Raw genomic sequence first — 19,417 nt, forward strand, 5'->3', positions numbered from 1 at the left:
AACGGCAAGGAGCCGCCGAAATCACTGATGCCCTGGTACTTGACGTGGGCGTTGGCGGGAATTGCCTTGAGGTTTTTCACCGGAAACTGCGCGCTGCCACGCGGCTCGACCATGCCGCCAATGTCGTTCGTGTAGGTCTGGCCCGCCCCCACCACGTCGATCTTGCTGAACGACACGTAGTAGGCCGTCGGGTTCGTCGCCTTCACGTCGTAGCCTTGGTTGTCCGCTGAGCGCACCAGCTTCCAGCTCACCTTTCCTGCAGCCTCATCCGCCGTGCCGGGCAAGCCCTTCGGACGCGCAAACACCTTGATGCGCGTGCGAAACGCAAACTGCAGCGTGTTGGTGTCGGAGGTCTTCGCGGTCTTGGGCGGCACGTCGAGCACGTTCAGCCAGAACACTGATTCGCGGTCCTGCGGCAGCGCATCGCCCGTGTACATCATGCGGATCGTCTGCGATTTCTTCGCGTCCATGCGAAAGATCGGCGGCGTCAGCACGAACGGCGCGCTCGCTTCACCGGGCTTGGCATCGGCATTGCCTTTGTCCATCCACACCTGGACCAGCGACGGTTCAGCGCGATCGTTAGTGAGCTTGACCGTCACCTCACGATTTTCAAGGGGATACACCACCCGCGTGCCGCCCACGGTCACGCTCGCGCCCGCGCTGCCGGCAAGCAAGGCCGCGACCAGACCCAAACCACATGCAATTCGACTAATGGACTTCATGATTGATGTTTCTCCGTGAAAAACGTATCTCGATATTTCGGTAAAAAAACAGGCATCTGCACCCGCAGATGCCTGCCTGTTCAACTCCTTCGGCTTACTGGTAATCGACCGTGTATTGCACCGAGGTGTTGACCGGGCCGGCTGTGGCCTTGCCCGTGGCGTAGTACTCAGCGAAATACTTCAGGTCCGCGGCACCCGTCACGATCGCCACGCCGTTGCCAGCCATGTCGTTGTTTTCACCCGTGACGACGTTGATCGGCAGATGCGATGCGTTGAGCAAACGAACCTGGACGTTCTGCGCACCGGCGGGTGCCTGGTTGGTCAGATAACCGGTGGTCTGGTCGATCGTCGGGCCGTTTTCGAAACGCGCGACCGCCTTCGTTTCAGTCGAGCAGCCGCTCAGCGTGAACGTCAGGTCGGTGGCAGCAGTCGTGCCGGCTGAGGCGCCCTTGGCGCTCAGGGTGCTGCCCGTCACCGTCGGCAGCGTGACGTTCTTGTCAGCCGCACCAGCGGCTTTTGCATCGATCGAGCAGGTGGTGTCGGTAACAGCACCGGTGAAGGTGATCGTGCCGTCCGCTGCGTTGGCACCGGTTGAAGCCAGGGCGATGGTAGCGAGCGTTGCAGCAGCAGCGAGGGTGGAGATGAATGATTTCATGAACGTTTCCAATAGAGAAATAAATGCGGGTTATGTAGACACTTGCGGCGCTTAGGATTCCTATCCCAGTCGATGCCGACCGCGCAGTGCGAGTCACCTTTTTTTCATCGTCTGGATTCGTGTGAGAGGCGATGAACCGGTTCGTCTGCGAGTGAATGAATATTAAGGTTCAGCGGCTCATATGACCCTCGGAACTCTCTTAAAGAATTAGGACACAATTGAGAATTCTTAAAAGCGAAATGCTGGCGGGTGGGATGGGTCGGGACGTCCATGAACGCCAAAAGGCGTCTGCGGATGCGGACGCCTTTTCGGTTTCAGACGGGTTTCAGACGGGTGAGGGTTTTCGGGAGCGGCGGTTGAAGCGAAGGGCGTTGCGGTTAGGGGGAACCGCTTGCGGCGCGCAAAGTAAGGGTACGCGTCTCGGGCGCCCAGGCTATCGAAACGATCATGCCAATCAGCAGCACGGCGGCCAGCACCATCATTGTGTAATGGAACCCGATCTCCGCGATCCCAACGGGCAAGAGGAACGTGCCAATCGCCGAACCAAGCCGACTGCATGCAATGGCGAGCCCAACACCCGACGCACGTACTTCCGTTGGGAAGCATTCCGGCGGGAAGACACCAACGAGATTGCTGAACGCCGACATGGTCAGGGTGAAGAAAGCGAACGCGACGATCATGGCGAGCGTTGCGGACGATGGCAGCAAGCTCATGGTTATCAGCATTGCGCAGGTGACTGCAAACGATCCGATCAGGAAGTGCCGGCGCGGCAGCTTGATGGTCAGCCAAATCCCCAGCACGGCGCCGATCACCAGCACCGCGTTCAGCAACAGATCCGCACCGAAACCGTTGCTCAGGCCGATTACCTTCAGGATGCCGGGCAGGAAGGTATAGATCGCAAAGTAGGGAATCACCAGGCACACGAAGAACCCGCAATTGAAGAGCGTCCTGCGGATCAGGTCGGGCTGAAACAGACGCGCATAACCGTGTTTCGTGGCGACGCTCGCCATGGCATCTTCTGCGTCAAGCGCTACGCCTGGCCCGAAATGCTTAAGCACAATGTCATTCGCCTCCTTGACGCGCCCTTTGCCAAGCAACCAACGGGGCGATTCCGGCGTACCAATACGCAATATCAGCACGATAAGCGCAGGCAGACTCGCGGACGCGAGAAGCCAGCGCCAGGCGTCGGGTCCCGCGTCGCCGTACGTCATGCCGAGCACGTTCGCCACCACGTAACCAATCGTCCACACCACGCTGAATGATCCCAGAAGTGCACCACGATGCTTTCGTGGCGAAAATTCAGCGAGGATGGCGTGACCCACCGTGAAGTCACCACCCATTCCGAAGCCGATCAACACCCGCAACGCGAATAATTCCATAGGCGAGGTAGCGAAGAATTGCAGGAACGCCGCTACGGTGATGATGACAAAGCTGCTAAGAAAGATGCTCTGGCGTCCCAGCCGATCCGACAGCAGGCCAAATACCAGGCTACCGAGGAAAATTCCGATCAAAGCGGAACTGCCGATTGCCCCCATCCAGAATGAATCGAGCGGCATCTGCCGGTTCATCGATGCCAGCGCGTATCCCACCGTGCCGAGCGCATAACCCTCAGTGAAGTGCGCGCCAAATGTCAGGCCCGCAATTTTTATATGGAATCGGTTTAACGGAATGTCGTCGAGTAAAACCGGCTTCGGCGTCGGCGGTGCTGGCGCGCGAACAGGCGTTGTGGCCGCATGAGGCAGCGGGCTGATTGGAAAAACACTACTTGGCGTGTCCTGATGACTCACTGCGTCTCCTTACCTATATGTTCTTCAATTCAGCTGACGCCGGCCATGCGCGACGGCAACATTGCGTGGCGCATAACCGGCATCCTTAGGCGCTCAGCAGTCATTGCCCATCAGGCCGCTGATCATCATGTATTTCATTTCCATGTATTCATCGAGGCCGTACTTCGATCCCTCGCGGCCAAGACCTGATTGCTTGACGCCTCCGAACGGTGCTACCTCCGTCGATATGATTCCTTCGTTGATACCCACCATGCCGGTCTCGAGTGCGTCGGCTACACGCCACGCACGGCCCAGGTCCTGCGAATAAAAATATGCGGCCAACCCGAACGGTGTGTCGTTGGAAAGCTTGATGGCCTCGGCCTCTGTTTCGAAACGGAAACAGGCGGCAACCGGTCCGAACGTTTCTTCCTGTGCGATCGACATGGTGCGGTTCGCATGAACGAGCACGGTGGGTTGGTAGAAGGTCCCGCCCAGCTCATGGGGATGCCCGCCGATTAGTGCTGACGCGCCCTTACCGAGTGCGTCTGCAACGTGATCGCCGACTTTCCTGAAAGCAGCCTCGTTGATAAGCGGGCCCTGATCCACTTCCTGCTCGAGCGCGTTCCCGACGCGGAGCTTCCGTACTGCCTCGGTCAAGCGTTGCGTGAATTCGGCATACACCCCCGCCTGCACGAAAAATCGGTTCACGCATACGCAGGTCTGGCCTGTGTTGCGAAACTTCGATGCCATCGCGCCCTGCACTGCTGCGTCGAGATCGGCGTCGTCGAACACAATGAACGGCGCGTTGCCACCAAGCTCCAGCGATAGTTTCTTCAACGTGTCCGCGGATTGCGCGGCAAGCAGCTTGCCCACGCGCGTTGAGCCGGTGAACGACAACTTGCGCACCACGGGCGATGCGGTCAACGCCGCGCCAATCGCTACAGCGTCTCCGGATACGACATTGAACACGCCCGCGGGGATGCCGGCTTCCGCCGCGAGCACCGCGAGTGCCAACGCGCTCAAAGGCGTTTCCTCGGACGGCTTCAGCACCATCGTGCAACCCGCCGCCAACGCCGGACCCGCTTTGCGCGTGATCATGGCAAGCGGGAAGTTCCAGGGCGTGATGGCGGCGACCACACCGACCGGCTCGCGCGTGACGATGATCTTCGAACCGGGCTTCGGGCTTGGGATTACATCGCCGTAGCTGCGTTTCGCTTCTTCGGCAAACCATTCGAGGAAGCTTGCGGCATACGCCACTTCGCCATTTGCTTCCGCAAGCGGCTTGCCTTGCTCACGTGTCAGCAGTTCGGCGAGCGCGTCGCGATGCTCCAGCATCAGTTCGCCCCAGCGCCTGACCCGCGCCCCACGCTCTTTCGCGGTCAGAGAGCGCCAAATGGGAAACGCGATCTCCGCAGCGCGAATGGCTTGGTCCGTTTCCGTAGCACCGGCCTTCGCGACATCGACGATCACTTCTCCCGTAGCTGGATTGCGGACGGCGTAAGTCTCGGCACTGTTTTGCCAGGCGCCATTGATGTAATGCTCTTTGCGAAGCAGATTCATGCGGCGTCCTTCATCGGTTGAACAAAGTCGCCTTGCGGCGCGCGAGATTCGCGCGCGGTGCGACGGCCGGCGGTGTAGTCATTGATGACATCGCACGGCGTGTAGTTGCGTTCGAGTTCGTACAGCTCGTCCGCGTCCAGGTGAGTGCCGAGCGCGCTCAGCGCGCTATCGAACTGGGCGGGCGAATCTGCGCCCACCAGCATGCTGGCGACGCCGTCGCGCCGGAGCACCCAAGCCTGCGCAATTTGCGCCGCGCTCACACCACGCCGCTTCGCCACGCGCGCCACCGATGCCGCAATCTCCCGCGAGGCTGCGTCGCCATACATTTGCGATGTAAAGAAGTCGGTCTGGTTACGCGTGGAGGCGGTGTCGCACGTGAGGAGTCCGCGCGCCAGCGGGCTGAAGACGGACACACCCAATCCCTGGTCCGCGCAATACGGCATCATTTCGCGCTCTTCCTCGCGGTAGGCGAGGTTCAGCTGCAACTGCATGTTGATAGGCTTGTGCCAGCCATGCCGCTCGCAGACCTGGACGATCTTCGCCAGTTGCCACGTGTACATGGTCGATACCCCGATATAACGCGCCTTGCCCGAGCGGACGATGTCGTTCAGCGCGCCCATGGTTTCCTCCACGGGCGTAGTGGTATCGAAGTAATGCAGCATGTAGATGTCGACATAGTCCATGCCCAGCCTGCGCAACGATGCGTCGATACCGTCAAGCACATGCTTGCGCGAATGACCGCCGGCGTTCTGATAAGCGCCCATGTCATACCCGACCTTGGTCGTCACCACGATTTCTTCACGCCGCGCAAGGCGTCCAAGAATGCGACCGACAACTTCTTCTCCAACGCCTGCCGAATAGAAGTCCGCCAGATCGATGAAATTCACGCCAGCCTCCAGCGCGTGGCGAACGATCGGTTCACTCTTTTGTTCGTCAAAAATCCACGGTTTCCATTGGGGGGTACCCATATTCATAGTGCCCAGACATAGGCGCGACACTTTCAGGCCTGACTGGCCCAGACGGACAAATTCCATTCTTTGAGTCTCCATGACGTCAATGACGCACGGCGACGGTTGCCGGTCACGGCACCGTCGCACTGATTTTTAGAGGGCCGCTTGCGGCAATTTGGGTGTGTAGAAGGGATTCGATACCTCTCGCGCGGCGGCAAACACGTCTTCCTTCGACGGCAAGCCGAGCATGGCGGCCTTGATGGCGTTTTTCGTCGCGCGGTAGTTGTTGCGAAAGACTGCGTCGAGATCGTCTGTAGATGGGTTCACCCAGTTCGCCGTCACCACGACCCAATCGTTTTCCGCTTCGGGCGGCAACGTGCCGTCTTCCAGCGATTCGGCTACGGCTTTCGCTATTCCCGCCTGCGATGCGCCCCAGGTTGCGTTGCCGTGAAATTCACCGGCTATGGGGGCCTTGTTGACATACAGCGTGAGCGGTTTGGTCGGCACGCCAGGTTGCGCGATGACGACAAACGGCGCGTGGCCCGCTGAAGGCGTGGCGAGCGCGGTGGCGAAGGCCTGCCCGGCTGGGCCGTTGCGCGGGCCGACAAGCACGTTGATGTGAGCGAGATTGACGCCCGGGCCTTCAAAGCCCTCGCCAATGTGGAGGGTGCGGCCGGATTGGGGTGTTGGCATGCTGGCTTCCGTTCATGGAGTGGATCGATGAACAGATTGTGCGAGCGCAAGCCGATGAGGAGGAATCGACGATTCGTGCGGACGGGTATGAGCGCCGCTCAGATCAGGGATTGCCCTGAGGCGGTAGATCCAGCAAACGTGACGTCAACGGCTGAGGGCACTCAGGCCAGCTTGCGTTTATCGTTCGGAAGGCGGGATCGCCCTGTAGCGATCAAGGAATACGCGATGCGCGTGTTCATCGACGCCGGCCGGATGCACATCGGTTGAAGGCGGCCGGGTTTCGAGCATCGCTTTCGGCCGAATCGGGCGGAGCTGAAAACCACCGCCGCAATTGGGGCACACGTTGCTCAGCCGGGACGACACGCAGGCTTCGCAGAACGTGCATTCGAAGCTGCAGATCATCGCGTCGCGCGCGTCGGGCGGCAGCGCTTTTCCACAGCATTCACAAGAGGGGCGCAAGGCAAGCATGATGGACATCTCCTTTTTCACAGTTTAGGGTCGGAGTGCCCGCTTGCCTTGCCAATCTGCCCACGATTTACGTCAGTACGCCCCACATGACTAGCGTCAACGCAAGGCCGACGACCGAGACGATGGTCTGCAACACCGACCAGACGTAGACGGTCTGCTTGAGTTGCAGGCCGAAATACTCGCGGATCATCCAGAAACCGGCATCGTTGACGTGGCAGAAGAACACCGAACCCGCGCCAATCGCCAGCGCCAGCAGCGAGTTGTGGGTCGCGCTCAAACCCGCCACGACCGGGGCGATGATCCCCGCAGTGGTCGTAGTGGCCACGGTCGCCGAGCCGGTCGCCTGGCGCAAGGCCACTGCGATGAGCCAAGCCAGCAGGATCAGCGGCATGTGCGAGCCGATGGCGATCTTGCCAATCGTCGTGCTGATGCCGGCGACGACCAGCGTCTGCTTGAGACCGCCGCCCGCGCCAATGGTCAACAGCAATGCGCAGATCGGCGGCAGGCTTTTGCGCAGGATGCCGCCCACTCGATCACGCGCCATGCCGCGCGACCAGCCGAGCGCGACGATCGCGAAAAGAACGGTGAGTCCCAGCGCGATAAGTGGCTCACCGAGAAAATTAAGGGTATCGAAGAGAAGGGTTTCGGGCTGGACCGCCAGTTTCGCGACCGTTCGTCCGAGCATCAGTACGACAGGCAGAAGGATGGTCAACAACGAGATGCCGAAGCTTGGCGCGTCGAGCCCTCCGTTCTCATCGACTTTCGATGAAAACAGCTTGCCCATCTCCTCTGGTTCCTCCACGTGCATGCGTTTCGATAGCCACATGCCATACACCGGTCCGGCGAGAATCACGGCAGGAATGGCAATGATGAAGCCCAGCCCCATGGTGATGCCGAGGTCCGCGTGCAGCGCACTGACGGCGATCAGCGGACCCGGATGCGGCGGCAGGAGCGCGTGCAGCGTCGTCATGCCGGCGAGCGCAGGAATCGCGATACGCAGGATCGGCTGCTTCGAGCGTCGCGCCATCACGAAGATGATCGGCACCATCATGACGAGACCGACTTCGAAGAACAGCGGCAATCCGATGATGATGGCCACCAGCGCCATCAGCCACGGCAAGGTGCGCGGCGTGGAGTGATCGAGGATGGTGGAGACCAGCCGGTCCGCCGCGCCCGATTCCGCCATCAGCGCGCCGAGCATGGCCCCGAGCGCGATGATGATGCCGACATCGCCCAGGATTCCGCCCGCCCCTTTGCTGAACGCGCTCGCGACGGCTTCGAGCGGCAAACTCGCCGTGAAACCCGCGACAAAGGTGCCGACGAGGATTGAGAGAAAGGGCGCCAGTTTCAGCGCGCTGATGAGAACAATGATCGTCGCGAGACCGAGCGCGCATGCGATGAGGAGACGCGTGTCGTGGGCGGACCACGCGGCGAGAGTCGAGGTCAGATGCACTGAAATGCCCTTGGCTTAGGTGGAGGGATGACCGGGGTGTTCGATTGCGTGTTTGTTCTTTGCCTGCTGGACGGCTTGTTTCGGGGGGTTATGCGGGACTCGGGTGTTCATCCGGTGTTGGCACACCACCGGCATCGCACGGTCGCCGGATTTTACGAGCGGAGGCTTACAAAATACTTGGGATGCTTCAGGCCGTAGGGGTTTGGCGGTAGTTTTAAAAAATGAGGTGGCGTTTTGACAGGCCGCTGGCGGAGGAGCGTTGTTACTCAGGGCCGTTCTTTAGCGGACGCGGGACGACGCAAATGTGTGTAGCACGTCATCGCCGGGTGGTTGAGTTGCCGTCTTATCTCGCTCTTGGGCCCATTCATTCCTCGTTAACTCTTTTCTGCGTTCTTCGCGTTTGAAGTCCATGGTCGATTAAAGCTTCCGTCGAGGCTCGCGTTCGGCAATAGATGACGTTGCGAGCAAGGATCAGATCGCACTTAGCTGACGTGTATCACGTTTATTTAATTTACTAGTTATAACTATTATAAATTTAATTTCATGCCCTGACCGGGGTGTGCATTTCAACCAAATATCCCGGATTGAGATCTAGCGCCGCGCCTGAAAAACCCAAAACGGAAATACAGATAGCGAATTCCATGGTGTTGGACGATGGCCCGAACAAATTTATGCGGGATAGCATTCGGGTTGTCAGATCGTCCTCGACATCGCGAACCCGAAGGGTGCCTAGAGCCAACCACCCCGATCGCCACTTACGCTGGATGATTGGTTTGCGTCCCAGTCAGTGAGTCGTACGAAGTCACTTAGACGACGCGTGCCCGCAGAAATCAAGACGGGTGATGCCAGACTTTATGCGCATAAAGTCTCGCAGGCGGATTTTCCGCTCGCTCGTGGTCGTTTTCGATAAACCGGCCACTGATCGACGGACACGAACGAGCGTAGTGATCATTCAGCAGGGGCCGAGGGCAGTACGCTCCTGCACCGACATATGTCGCTCCGTAATCATCAATCAAGGCCAATCGCCCTTCCTCATTGACACGGCGAGAAAACTCACGGCTCACCGAACGGCGAAGGACGGAGCATGTCGAGTCGGTGTCGAAATATTCAGGGAGTGATCAAGCCCAAATCTCAAGCCCAAGCTCACCCTCAAAGCCCGGCAGGAAACCACGTTTTCTCGATCGAGTTCACGTCGCGGCCATTGCCCCGAACCATTGCCAAACGTATCGGCTCTCCGACGCGCGCGGAGCGAGCGTCAAAAGCAAGATTGCAACTTAAGAATCAGCATCACGTCCCTTGGCCCTTTTGCAGCACAGCCCGCAGACGTCGGCCAACAACGCCATCAGGCGTGTCAAATCACTTCAGCGCTCCCAACTTTATGCGCATAAACCCGCAGAAACCCGACCAGACGGCCAATCAAAACAGTTAGCGCTAGAAAAATTGAGTTTTCAATGTAAAATTCGAAAAGCTAAATTTGGGAGCAAAACGTGGCAGCTGAAATCATTGCGATCACGCAGCAGAAGGGCGGAGTAGGAAAAAGCACGATAGCAATGCATCTAGGCGCTGCGTTTCACGAGAAGGGAAAGCGGGTGCTCGTCGTCGACGCCGACGGGCAAAATACGCTGGTCCACTGGGCCAGCGCTGCGGCCGACGAGGCCAGCGGCATCCCGTTTCCTATCGTCAACCTGTCAGAAGCAGGGGCCCAGATTCATCGAGAAATCAGGAAGTTCGTCAACGACTACGACATCATCGTCGTCGACTGCCCACCTTCGATTACGGAAAAAGTATCGGGTGTCGTTCTTCTCGCTGCGACGGTTGCCATTGTCCCGACATCGTCGTCGCCCGCCGACTATTGGTCCAGCGTGGGCCTTGTCAAACTCATCCAGCAAGCCCAGGTCATGAATGAGGATCTGCGCGCAGTGTTTCTCCTCAACAAGACCGAAGAAAAACGCATGCTGACACGCGAACTGAAGCGTGCGCTGGAAGAGTTGGGTTTCCCCTTGCTGAAAACGCAGATTCCGACTCGCGAGTGCTACAAGCAGGCGATGGCTCTCGGCCAAACTGTGCTTCAGATGAACGACCGAGGAGCGCGACTGGCGGCCATTGAGATACGTGCGTGCGCAGACGAAGTTCTCGCCATGCTTCCCTGAACTTTATGCGCATAAAGGATCCTGAATGAAACCTACCCAGTTCGCCAAAGGCTTCAAAGCCCGGCCAGATACGACCAGCAGCGAAAAGCGCACGGCCCTTGATCGCATCAATGCCATCGACGAAATCGTCAATCAAGAAGCAGGTAACGATAAGCAGGTCACTGGCCGCTCCAGCACCTACTCCGAAGACGCGTTTCACGACGACCCGACGGAGCAGGAGTCGGAAGACTTCAGGGCGTGGCGCCGGAAAAACCGATACGTACACGGCCAGGTCATTGAGTTGCCGCTGAAGGCTATCAAGCCCAGCCCGTTCAATCCCCGGCATTTCTATCTGAAGGCGTCTATTGCAGAATTGGCTGTCAATCTGGCGAAGCAGGGCCAGCAGCAAGCCATTCACGTGATCCCCGATCACGACAATCCCGGCACGTTTTTTGTGAGCGACGGCGGCCGGCGAGTACGGGCGCTGAAGGAAGCCAACAAAGAAACCGTGAAGGCGATTGTCATCGACCTTCCCATTGGCATTGAAAGCTACAAGCTGGGTTATGACTTGAACGTACAGCGGGACTCGCAAACCGTGTTCGATAACGCCATCGTCTGGAAGCGTTTCCTCGATGAAAAGCATTTCCAGAGCCAGCGCGAACTCGCTGACCATCTTGGTCTCGACGAGTCCACGATCGCCGTCGCGTTGGCTATTGCCAAGCTTCCCGAGAACGTGATGCATGAAATGGTCGCCCGGCCGGATCGATTTGGTTCGAATATGGCTTATCAGGTCTCGCGCTTTCATACGGCGCGCGGCGCAGATGCCACGCTGCGATTGATCAATAAGATTGCATCGGACGATCTGAGCACCCGGCAAGTCGCCGACATTGTGAAAGGTCGGGCGACTGCACAAGAAACCCCGAAACCCGCAGGCCGTCAACGCTATGCGCAGCGGCTGGAAATCAAGCTGGATGGGCTTTCCGTGGGCGATCTGAAGACGTATGGAGACGACAGGCTGGAGTTACGCTTACGTGGTTTGTCGAAAGACAAACGCGATGAAATTCTTCAGCAGATAGAGAAGATGCTGCAGACGGATACCGCAAAACAATGAAGGTACCGTAGTAACGAAAAATACCAGTAGAGGGACAAAATTGGCGGGCACGACGTCCGCTGCAGTCCCTCTAACTCGATTCTTACGTGGTGCGGCTCTGATTCAACGTGAATGCCAGCAAGTCGCCATCGGTCGGCTCTCCCCACGTCTTACGCGCAAGCCAGTCGAAAAACGACGTTTCTCCCATTTTTGAATCGAGTCCCCGCTTGCGCCAATCGTCACGCATGTGGGTACCAAGCTCCGGCAGCACATCTTCCTCAAAGGTTTGACGGGCAAGCTCCCGTTCAGACTCACCTTGTTCTTCGTATAACGAGCGCGCTTCCTTCCGGCGAAACACGGAATATTCGCTCAGCAACCGTGCCTTCAGGTCGTCTGCCGGCGCTCCATTGGATTTCGCTGGCGCCGCTACCGCCGGCAACGCTTCGACCTTGGGCGCATAACCCTTCTTCAGAGCATCTTTGAAAAGCGCAGCCGCACTGCGCACCGCAGGCAGCGTCGTGCTCCGCATTCTCTGCTCGGTCATCTGCAGCGCTGACCGAATTCGGTTTTCCTCGCTGTCCGCGTAAAGCGTTTGCGCATCTTTCAGCGGGATCCCGATTTTCACCATGCGATCGACCAAGGTACTGTCGAACACGTTCGGATGTTCGTCGAGTGCAAGCATGGGCTGCTTACGCTCAGTCACGCGAAACTGAATCTCAGCTACCCGCCTGCCTTCCCTGTGCTCGATCAATTCCACAAAGATGTTGGTAACGGCATTGACTTCCGCAATCGCGGGGCGAAGATAGTCGCGCTTGAAATACTTGTACTCGCGCTTGGCTTCGTCGCCTGCTTCGGTGTCGGGTGTACCTGACAAGATCGGCCGCCACCATTCCCACGTCTCACGCATAGTGAGATGACTGGGATTTGTCAGATAGCGGACGCAGATTTCGTAAAGCGCAAGCCCAGCGCTGCTACGGAGCTGACTTTGAAACTGCAGACTCAAGCGCGCGTATTGCACCGGGTCGAGCAGCTTTTTCTTGATCTTCGGTGCGAATGAAAACTCAACCCACACCCGACGCGTGGCAGGGTCCTCGAGAATTTCGGCGTCTGCAATCAACGTCGAAATTCCCCACTTACGGCCTGGCTTCAGACTTGAAGTGCCTGTGCTCCACTCCACCTGCACCGACACCATGCGGCGCAAATGCTCTTTCACGAGCGCGGTATCGTTGGAATCGAACGCTGCATTCGCGACAATGTCCGATAAAAGCGCACGATACGTGTCCCCGGACTCATCCGCTTGCTGAGCGACAGCCAGCAGCACGTTGAACAACTTTCGAGTCAAAAGCGTGATCTTCCCGCTTTTTGGCTGGATAGCGATGGCTTCGACGGCTTTTCGCAGCTCAGCCGAGCTCGGACTCACTATATCGGTCTTCTTCGCGCGTTTGGTTGCCATGCTGGAGTCAGGAGAATTTTGGAAAGCATACTCATGACGGTGATGCTCGTCTACAGGTCCACACTCACCCTGTAGTGGTGAAGGCGATGTCACACGCAAAACTCACTGAGGTGCGCTCCTGAAAAGCCTCACCTTCACCGTGACGCCCCATCTCATTTTTGCCCCGTGCCACGCGGGTAAACGGATGCGGAGCTTGCGGGACCGGATCGTGACGCCGCAAAGCGCGGTCCCGTATCTTCTCACCTGAAATTTTTTTACGCGCCCCTGTGGTTTTTGCGAAATTTCTCCGGAACGCGAAAATTCATGAAAGCGCAGGGAAATTACCGTATTCGTCGAGTTATCAGAGCTTTAACTCTCGATAACACTACGGTTAGCACGCAATTTCTCCCGCAAAGGCTCACCCTTACGCCACCGGAGAGCCCTATTCAGCCAAACGGCGGTCTCAAAACAGGCATTTGAATCACGCATCGAAGGTCCCGCATAACCTCACCTTTGGACTCTCCCGCAGTTGGCAGCATCGATACCTGTCCCTCACCGGCCCCCGCAAACACTCACCTTTAGAGTCATAAACAGAGATTTTCTAGATTTTTGCACTGCAAAAGCCTTTTTAGCATCGAAATTCAGGCTAACACGGTCCTGTAAAAGCTCACCTTCATCTCCTTTTGAGCACGACAAGATCGCCGCAGGCAGCTGAACATTACTCCCGAAAACCCTCACCTCTGGCTAGATGTGAGCGCCATCTATGATTTGAAATTCTATTTAAATCAACAGCTTATTGGGACATTGGTGAATACGGTGTCCGGCAAGCGGGATCTGCGAACCTTAAGGTCAAGACATGTCGTCCCGAAAAGCCTCACCTTTGGACCTCGCCAAAGCCGTCGACACCGATCTTGCGCGTATCTCAAAGCGCTCCCGGAAAACCTCACCTCTAGTCCTGATTTGCAGAAATACCCCTTAAAACCAGTAGGATCGGCAAAATAGGCGCTGCCGAATACCGCCGCACAGCTCTCCCGTATTCGCTCACCGTTGGAGTTTGGGCGTCTCCGAAACCAGGGCGTCTGGACTGTCCACACCCGTATGGTCTCACCCTCAAATCGATTTGGCCCCTGCAAAGTCTCACCAATAGGTAATAATTACCTATTTTTGGTTGGAATTTTCGCATTTTCGCGATCCTGCAAAGGCTCACTGCAGGATTTGGCGAGTTAACGCTTGCCGTACCGTCACATATGGGGAACAGAAGGAGCGGCCCCTGTATTTCCTCACCATCACAAAACGTCGGTCTCCCGAACTCGCTCACGCTTGCTCCTGTGACTCCTCACGCTAGTCCCCGAACCTATACACCGATCACCCCCGTGTTAGCTCACCATCTATCCCGCAGACGCTCACCGAACCCCTCGGAAAGCCTTATCTGGTAAGGCTTCGCCGTGGCGTTAACGTCTTTAACTAGGTTTCAAAGGTGTTTACTTCTAATACTCTCAAGCAGCTGAGTGATTAGAGAAAGAGAACCGTGGAACAAAAACGCCGTGGAACATTCGAGGAAATGACGATCTTGCAAAAAGATGCTAGTAATCAACGGCTTGACGGATTAACCTCGACATGTTTCACGGATGCCATTGCACTGCATGGGTGATATACCGCGATTGGGCAGAAAGAGAGTACGCGCGAGGGCGAACCTGAGTATCCATCCAAAATCCGTAGCATTTGATACGTAAAGTATTATTATACGAACGAATTTGACCCGGAGTTTCGTATGAACGATGCAGAACGTCTTGCGCTGAGAGCTGAGCTTTCGACAATGCGAACCGGCGGAGCGCGTCGACAAGATTTATCGCAGCACGCCTGCAAGCGGCTTTTCTTCGATTTTGGCATTCGCCCGTCGATGGCCACTGTCCGGGATCTCACGCAAACCGGCAGCGCGAGCGATATCCCGAAGGATATCGACGCATTCTGGGCTCGGATCAGATCCGCATCGCGCGTTCGGATTGAAAGCGGAGCGATTCCGGAAGGACTGCAAGAGCGAGCCGGTGAATTACTCGGACAGCTTTTCCAGGAAGCGCAAGAATTCGCGGTTCGATCTCTCGAAGATGAACGCCATGCTGCTAAAGATGATGTCGACGCTGCGTTAAGCCGGCTTCGCGATGCAGAAGTACGTTGTGCAACAGTCGACGAAGCACGTCGCCGCAGTGAGGCGCGCGCTGATAGCGCACTAGCCCGCAATTCTGCACTCGAGATCGAATTAGGATCGCTTCGGGGCCGCGACCTGGAAGCACAAAGCAGTGTGCAGGCGTCGATTCATCGATTGGAACGGGAACATGCTGCGCTGACTCAGCGGCTGGAAACAGAGCAAACGGCTAACGCCGCGCTACGCGATCGCGTGGATGCGCTGAACACGGAACTGCGACACAACACCGAGCATTACGCGCAACAGATCAAGGACGCGATCAGTGAGGCCGAGCGGCGAGTGAAGCCAATGCTCGTGGAACTCGATTCTTTGCGTGGCATGGCGGCAACTTACCAAGCGGGAGTGCGTCAGGCGAGCCAGAAAGAATTCGATTTCATTCAACAACTTAGCATCGCCAAGGCTCGCGCAGATCGGCTGGAACTGCGAATTCGCGAGCAATCGGATGAAATCGACGCGCTGGCTTTGGAGCGTGACGCGTTGCGCGGACAAAGCGGGATGAGCGAAAACGTCGCCCGGTTGATCTGGACGATGGTTGAGGAAGGAAGACTGTCCGAGCAGGAAATGGAGAGCTTGGGAACGGACATCGACGGTTTTGTTGCCGTGCCTGCTAGCTGTCCAACGTGTATTACCGGCGAACCCGAACTTGCGCAGCACGACGACGAGTTCGAATTGTCCTGTCCGGATTGTGATCGATCGTCTGGGACTGCATCGTCACGGCTGCTGACTGTGGCCCGATTTCACTCGGCCGAGATCGTCGATTCGAGAGAACCGGCCCAAAGGTGAGGCTTTTCGGGAGCCAAACGCTATTTGAACGCGTGGTTCGCCTCGTCCCCGCTTTCTCGCGCCTCGGCTTGATCCCGCTCCCGTATTTCCTCACCTATCCAGTTTTGCCATGCTCGATGCAGCCGATGCGCCGAGATTTGCTGCTGGAACCCGAGCCATTGCCCGACACGCTCGGGCGCTGTGCCACTTTCGAATAACTCGGCCGCAAATGTATTGCGCAAGGTTTGCGGACTGGCGCGTGCCGCCCGGGAATTGGCGATGCCTGCCGCTTCGATCACGGCATCGATCGCGCGCAGCATGGTGGCCTTGTGCATCGGGCGTCCTGACGGCGCGGATGGGAACAGCAGGTCGCCGAGTAATCGCGCCGTCTTGCGCTCGCTGATCCAATTATCGAGTAAGGCGATTGCAAAGGGTGCGAGCCGGGTTTCCCGATTTAATGCGGAGTTGGTCGCCTCGACGGTGAGCCATGGCTGGCTCCATGAATAGTTACTAACGGTCAGCGCCGCTGCCTCACCCGTCTTTACCCCGCCGCCCAGGAACGCGCTGACCAGCGCACGATCGCGCCGTTCGCGCCACAGCTGCCCTGTCGGCAGATCGCCGATTGGAGAGAAAAGATACCTGATCAGAGCTGCCCGTTCACCGTGTGCGAGAAAACCAGTTGGCTCGTTTTCGCGTGCGTCTCGCCATGGAGCCTCGCCGTCCTGCGCAATGAAGCGAGCTGGATTCGTCGATGCCATTTCGATCTCGCGTACATGATCGAGTACCCGTTCGATAAGGCGAAGATAGCGAACGCGCTGTGGTTTTCGAATCTCTAATTGGGTGACAAATTGTTCGATGGCAAGTCGGTCTACCGTTCGGAGATCGATTCGTTTACTGGTCAGCCATTCGAGAAAAAGCCCCCATTGCGCTCGGTAGACATCCGAGGAAGATGCTTTGAATGCTTGATGCGCCATCCAGGAATCAAACGCGCTACGCGGATCGGTGTACCAATTAGCGCGCTCGTGATTGAAAATCTCGCGAGTTTTCGGGTGGGCGGTCATTAGCCGGAAAATCCGTTAGTTGTGAAAGGTGTACCCCGGCAGGTTACGCGAAAGCTGCCGGCGATGTCCATCACACTAACGTGCTCGAGTTTTGCCGCAAGGTTGACGTTGTTCAAAAAGAGAACGGCCGCCAGGCTCTCGGCGGCCACCCTCGTCATTCGCGCTATTTCAAATTCAGAGATCAATGCGACGCGGCTAACGCCAGTTCAGGGTGCCCGGCGCGGGCCGCACATTCGTAGGCATCGACTGCAAATACGAATACGGGCGGTAACGCATTCGACGCCCTGAAATCGACGAGATCATCGGTTTCGGGAAAAGCCATGTCATCCGGGCGCGCAAACAACGCGCGGAGCGCGGACTCATGTCGCCCTGCAAAACCGAGATCCGCGAGCGCTTCTGCCTCGATAGCGAGCAACAATCTCCAAGTCAAAGGCACACTTTGCACGATGTAGCGCTGGGCTATATCGCGCGTAATCCGCTCGAGGTCACGCACTGTGCGTGCGAATTCGGGGCTCTTTATACGATCTTCGTCGAAGTCCATTGTGTTCTCCTCCATTCATGCCATTGCGCCAAGATATGTACTGTACAAATATACAGTACTAATCGCAATGTTCCTCTAGAGTCGCGCTGAGCGCTCCGCGCGTATGTGCGATTCCGCCTACGTGGGAATCAGACGCGTGCGGCTGGTCTGGCGCGTCCGAAATCGCCATTCTGATTACACGGTCAGGGCGCTTTCCCTGACATGACGCCGCGAATCTCAGGAGACCGGGATTTCGCGTCTCAATACGAAAGGAGATCAAGATGAACAAGGATCAGAAAGACGGTGTAGTGAATCAGGCCAAGGGCAAAGTCAACGAGGTCGTTGGCAAGGTGACCGGCGATAAGAGTCAAGAAGCCAAGGGTGATTTGCAACAGGCCGCGGGCAAGGTGCAAAAAGGTGTTGGCGATGCGCGTGAAAACGTAAAGGATTCGCTCAAAAAGCCTTGATTGATCGCGCCAGGATGCAGCGAGTAGCTATCTAAGGGCCGCTGTAGCCGCTGCGGTCATTGCATCTCAGATGATTGGCCGTTCCAAAGCAATTTGGAACGGCCTTTTGCATGGACGCGTTAGTCTTACTCTGTCGCATCGATATCAGAGTATCGCGGGACAGCGTTTTTCTCACGCTGCTGGGGAAACTTCATGGACTAGGGCTTGCTCCACCAGGTTTCAGTGACGCAGCCCGCTCCTCTTATTTTTACAAGCTGGCGGCTGAACGTAGCGCCAGCAGCGTCCGAGATTTAAGTCGTTGCCTGCTCGTTCCTTCTCGGAGCGCAGCCCGAAAACTTTATGCGCATCAAGTTCCGACCGCCGCCGGCGATCCATAGCGCCAAGTTCGCCCGATCCCGATCCCGATCGCGTTAGTCGAAGAAGCCACGCGTCCGCATCCATTCCGTCGGCATTCGCGGAGCCATCTGCGGCGAAGACCAAGTCGACGAGGCGAAAAACACTGCAGCCTTAGCCAAACATCCCACCCATGACTGTCCTCAACCCACGAAAGATCAAGCCCCAATTTCACACAAATGCCCAAGGCGTTCATGTAAAGTTCCGCTCAAAGTTCTTATAAAAAGGCGTGGTCGCCCGGACCGCGACGGCAGAACGCACAGGTTTGAGCCGAATGAAAACGTCAGCAACTGTCTCAAAAAAGACCCGCGTCCCGCTAATGCTCGCGGCGTTGTTGGCATTAGGTGCGGCATCGAATGTGTCAGCGGCTGAGGTTTGTAGTGACGGCCTATGGGCCGATGCGATGGTCGGTTCATATCACGTCCATCCCAAAAAGCACTTTGATCAATTCAATCCAGGCATTGGCGTTGAATGCTGGATTTCCCCGCAGTGGGCGCTGACCGGCGGTTACTTTCGAAACTCGCTGACGGCGCCTTCGTTTTATGGCGGCGGTGTCTGGGCGCCGGAATTCGCGCATTGGGGTTATGTCCGGCTGGCCGCCATGGGCGGGTTGATCTCGGGATACGACTACGGCAAGTGGGGTATCGGCCACGATCACAAGCTCGGCCCGGTCCTCGCGCCGCTCATCATGGCTGAGTACGGTCGCATTGGCGCGAACATCATCCTGATTCCGCCGATTCCCTCCAGCGACTTGCCCTTCACGATTGGGTTTCAGCTACGCGTCAAATTTTGGTGATATCTCGTGGGCACTGAGGAGTTAGTCGTGCCTCCTACGAGATCGCACAGTAAAGTCAAATAGACGGGGACGCATGACCTCGTCTCGAGCGTATCAATGTCAGATGCTCCACTGACTCCGCCCGCCTTCACCCCTTCGTTGTCTGTATCGTGAATCCTGTCTAATACGGACTCCAGATTAAAACTTGTACCGCAAGAGACGCCATTCCCATCAGTTGACTGCGCTCGCGGCGAGCTCCCGTATCAGCTCACCCCAAGACCGAAAATGCTTCGAACATCTGTTCGAAGCGACTTGCAA

Annotated in this window: 16 protein-coding genes; 5 read left to right on the top strand and 11 right to left on the bottom strand. The window is 57.2% G+C overall.

Annotated elements, in window-relative coordinates:
• From ACMX25_RS20090 to ACMX25_RS20125, 8 genes are all read right to left on the bottom strand, one after another.
• Nucleotides 1–722, bottom strand: a 722-nt coding sequence (locus ACMX25_RS20090) for a fimbrial biogenesis chaperone (RefSeq protein ID WP_414951827.1), incomplete at its 3' end; no start/stop codon positions are given.
• Nucleotides 723–816: 94 nt separating this feature from the next.
• A complete protein-coding gene (locus ACMX25_RS20095; RefSeq protein ID WP_414951828.1) occupies nucleotides 817–1,377 on the bottom strand; it encodes a fimbrial protein in 561 nt (186 codons plus the stop codon).
• Between the two features lie 377 nt (nucleotides 1,378–1,754).
• Nucleotides 1,755–3,164: an MFS transporter gene (locus tag ACMX25_RS20100; protein ID WP_414951829.1), complete on the bottom strand. Its 1,410-nt coding sequence runs from the start codon at nucleotides 3,162–3,164 to the stop codon at nucleotides 1,755–1,757.
• A 93-nt stretch (nucleotides 3,165–3,257) separates the two neighbouring features.
• Nucleotides 3,258–4,703, bottom strand: a complete 1,446-nt coding sequence (locus tag ACMX25_RS20105) for an NAD-dependent succinate-semialdehyde dehydrogenase (RefSeq protein WP_414951830.1) — start codon at nucleotides 4,701–4,703, stop codon at nucleotides 3,258–3,260.
• A complete protein-coding gene (locus ACMX25_RS20110) occupies nucleotides 4,700–5,737 on the bottom strand; it encodes an aldo/keto reductase (RefSeq protein WP_414951831.1) in 1,038 nt (345 codons plus the stop codon). The genes ACMX25_RS20105 and ACMX25_RS20110 overlap by 4 nt, the downstream gene beginning before the upstream one ends.
• A gap of 69 nt (nucleotides 5,738–5,806) precedes the next feature.
• Nucleotides 5,807–6,346 carry a formaldehyde-activating enzyme gene (fae, locus tag ACMX25_RS20115; RefSeq protein ID WP_414951832.1) on the bottom strand — a complete coding sequence of 180 codons (540 nt, stop codon included), beginning with the start codon at nucleotides 6,344–6,346 and terminating at the stop codon, nucleotides 5,807–5,809.
• A gap of 177 nt (nucleotides 6,347–6,523) precedes the next feature.
• The gene (locus ACMX25_RS20120) at nucleotides 6,524–6,814 is read right to left on the bottom strand and encodes a DUF1272 domain-containing protein (RefSeq protein WP_414951833.1); all 291 of its coding nucleotides are present in this window, start codon (nucleotides 6,812–6,814) and stop codon (nucleotides 6,524–6,526) included.
• Between the two features lie 67 nt (nucleotides 6,815–6,881).
• Nucleotides 6,882–8,267: a GntP family permease gene (locus tag ACMX25_RS20125; RefSeq protein WP_414951834.1), complete on the bottom strand. Its 1,386-nt coding sequence runs from the start codon at nucleotides 8,265–8,267 to the stop codon at nucleotides 6,882–6,884.
• A 1,487-nt stretch (nucleotides 8,268–9,754) separates the two neighbouring features.
• Here ACMX25_RS20125 and parA point away from each other — a divergent pair.
• Together parA and ACMX25_RS20135 are read left to right on the top strand one after the other, a co-directional pair.
• Nucleotides 9,755–10,417, top strand: coding sequence for a ParA family partition ATPase (parA, locus tag ACMX25_RS20130; RefSeq protein WP_414951835.1), 663 nt, complete (start codon nucleotides 9,755–9,757; stop codon nucleotides 10,415–10,417).
• Nucleotides 10,418–10,442: 25 nt separating this feature from the next.
• A complete protein-coding gene (locus ACMX25_RS20135) occupies nucleotides 10,443–11,507 on the top strand; it encodes a ParB/RepB/Spo0J family partition protein (RefSeq protein WP_414951836.1) in 1,065 nt (354 codons plus the stop codon).
• A gap of 82 nt (nucleotides 11,508–11,589) precedes the next feature.
• Here the strand turns inward: ACMX25_RS20135 and ACMX25_RS20140 are convergent, their stop codons facing one another.
• The gene (locus ACMX25_RS20140) at nucleotides 11,590–12,939 is read right to left on the bottom strand and encodes a replication initiation protein (protein ID WP_414951837.1); all 1,350 of its coding nucleotides are present in this window, start codon (nucleotides 12,937–12,939) and stop codon (nucleotides 11,590–11,592) included.
• 1,750 nt (nucleotides 12,940–14,689) lie between these two features.
• On the opposite strand from ACMX25_RS20140, the gene ACMX25_RS20145 reads away from it, so the two are divergent.
• Entirely contained in the window at nucleotides 14,690–15,904 is a 1,215-nt protein-coding gene (locus ACMX25_RS20145) for a DNA-binding protein (protein ID WP_414951838.1), read from the top strand.
• A 20-nt stretch (nucleotides 15,905–15,924) separates the two neighbouring features.
• Here ACMX25_RS20145 and ACMX25_RS20150 read toward each other — a convergent pair whose 3' ends face one another.
• Both ACMX25_RS20150 and ACMX25_RS20155 read right to left on the bottom strand, forming a co-directional pair.
• Complete coding sequence (locus tag ACMX25_RS20150) at nucleotides 15,925–16,944, bottom strand: tyrosine-type recombinase/integrase (RefSeq protein ID WP_414951839.1); 1,020 nt, start codon at nucleotides 16,942–16,944, stop codon at nucleotides 15,925–15,927.
• Between the two features lie 181 nt (nucleotides 16,945–17,125).
• Nucleotides 17,126–17,485 carry a DUF2471 family protein gene (locus tag ACMX25_RS20155; RefSeq protein ID WP_414951840.1) on the bottom strand — a complete coding sequence of 120 codons (360 nt, stop codon included), beginning with the start codon at nucleotides 17,483–17,485 and terminating at the stop codon, nucleotides 17,126–17,128.
• A gap of 260 nt (nucleotides 17,486–17,745) precedes the next feature.
• Between ACMX25_RS20155 and ACMX25_RS20160 the strand changes: the two genes are divergently transcribed.
• Together ACMX25_RS20160 and ACMX25_RS20165 are read left to right on the top strand one after the other, a co-directional pair.
• Complete coding sequence (locus tag ACMX25_RS20160) at nucleotides 17,746–17,931, top strand: CsbD family protein (RefSeq protein ID WP_414951841.1); 186 nt, start codon at nucleotides 17,746–17,748, stop codon at nucleotides 17,929–17,931.
• A 667-nt stretch (nucleotides 17,932–18,598) separates the two neighbouring features.
• On the top strand, nucleotides 18,599–19,120 hold the full coding sequence (locus ACMX25_RS20165; RefSeq protein WP_414951842.1) for a hypothetical protein: 522 nt from the start codon (nucleotides 18,599–18,601) through the stop codon (nucleotides 19,118–19,120).
• The last annotated feature ends 297 nt before the right edge of the window (nucleotides 19,121–19,417 follow it).

It is taken from the genome of Caballeronia eucalypticola (assembly GCF_047608185.1).
GTDB lineage: Bacteria > Pseudomonadota > Gammaproteobacteria > Burkholderiales > Burkholderiaceae > Caballeronia.

What these genes read in the sequence shown, in the direction of transcription:
- ACMX25_RS20095 (WP_414951828.1), bottom strand. Translation starts at nt 1,377, where the DNA reads ATGAAATCATTCATCTCCACCCTCGCTGCTGCTGCAACGCTCGCTACC.
- ACMX25_RS20105 (WP_414951830.1), bottom strand. Translation starts at nt 4,703, where the DNA reads ATGAATCTGCTTCGCAAAGAGCATTACATCAATGGCGCCTGGCAAAAC.
- ACMX25_RS20110 (WP_414951831.1), bottom strand. Translation starts at nt 5,737, where the DNA reads ATGGAATTTGTCCGTCTGGGCCAGTCAGGCCTGAAAGTGTCGCGCCTA.
- fae (WP_414951832.1), bottom strand. Translation starts at nt 6,346, where the DNA reads ATGCCAACACCCCAATCCGGCCGCACCCTCCACATTGGCGAGGGCTTT.
- ACMX25_RS20120 (WP_414951833.1), bottom strand. Translation starts at nt 6,814, where the DNA reads ATGCTTGCCTTGCGCCCCTCTTGTGAATGCTGTGGAAAAGCGCTGCCG.
- ACMX25_RS20135 (WP_414951836.1), top strand. Translation starts at nt 10,443, where the DNA reads ATGAAACCTACCCAGTTCGCCAAAGGCTTCAAAGCCCGGCCAGATACG.
- ACMX25_RS20140 (WP_414951837.1), bottom strand. Translation starts at nt 12,939, where the DNA reads ATGGCAACCAAACGCGCGAAGAAGACCGATATAGTGAGTCCGAGCTCG.
- ACMX25_RS20145 (WP_414951838.1), top strand. Translation starts at nt 14,690, where the DNA reads ATGAACGATGCAGAACGTCTTGCGCTGAGAGCTGAGCTTTCGACAATG.
- ACMX25_RS20150 (WP_414951839.1), bottom strand. Translation starts at nt 16,944, where the DNA reads ATGACCGCCCACCCGAAAACTCGCGAGATTTTCAATCACGAGCGCGCT.
- ACMX25_RS20155 (WP_414951840.1), bottom strand. Translation starts at nt 17,485, where the DNA reads ATGGACTTCGACGAAGATCGTATAAAGAGCCCCGAATTCGCACGCACA.
- ACMX25_RS20160 (WP_414951841.1), top strand. Translation starts at nt 17,746, where the DNA reads ATGAACAAGGATCAGAAAGACGGTGTAGTGAATCAGGCCAAGGGCAAA.
- ACMX25_RS20165 (WP_414951842.1), top strand. Translation starts at nt 18,599, where the DNA reads ATGAAAACGTCAGCAACTGTCTCAAAAAAGACCCGCGTCCCGCTAATG.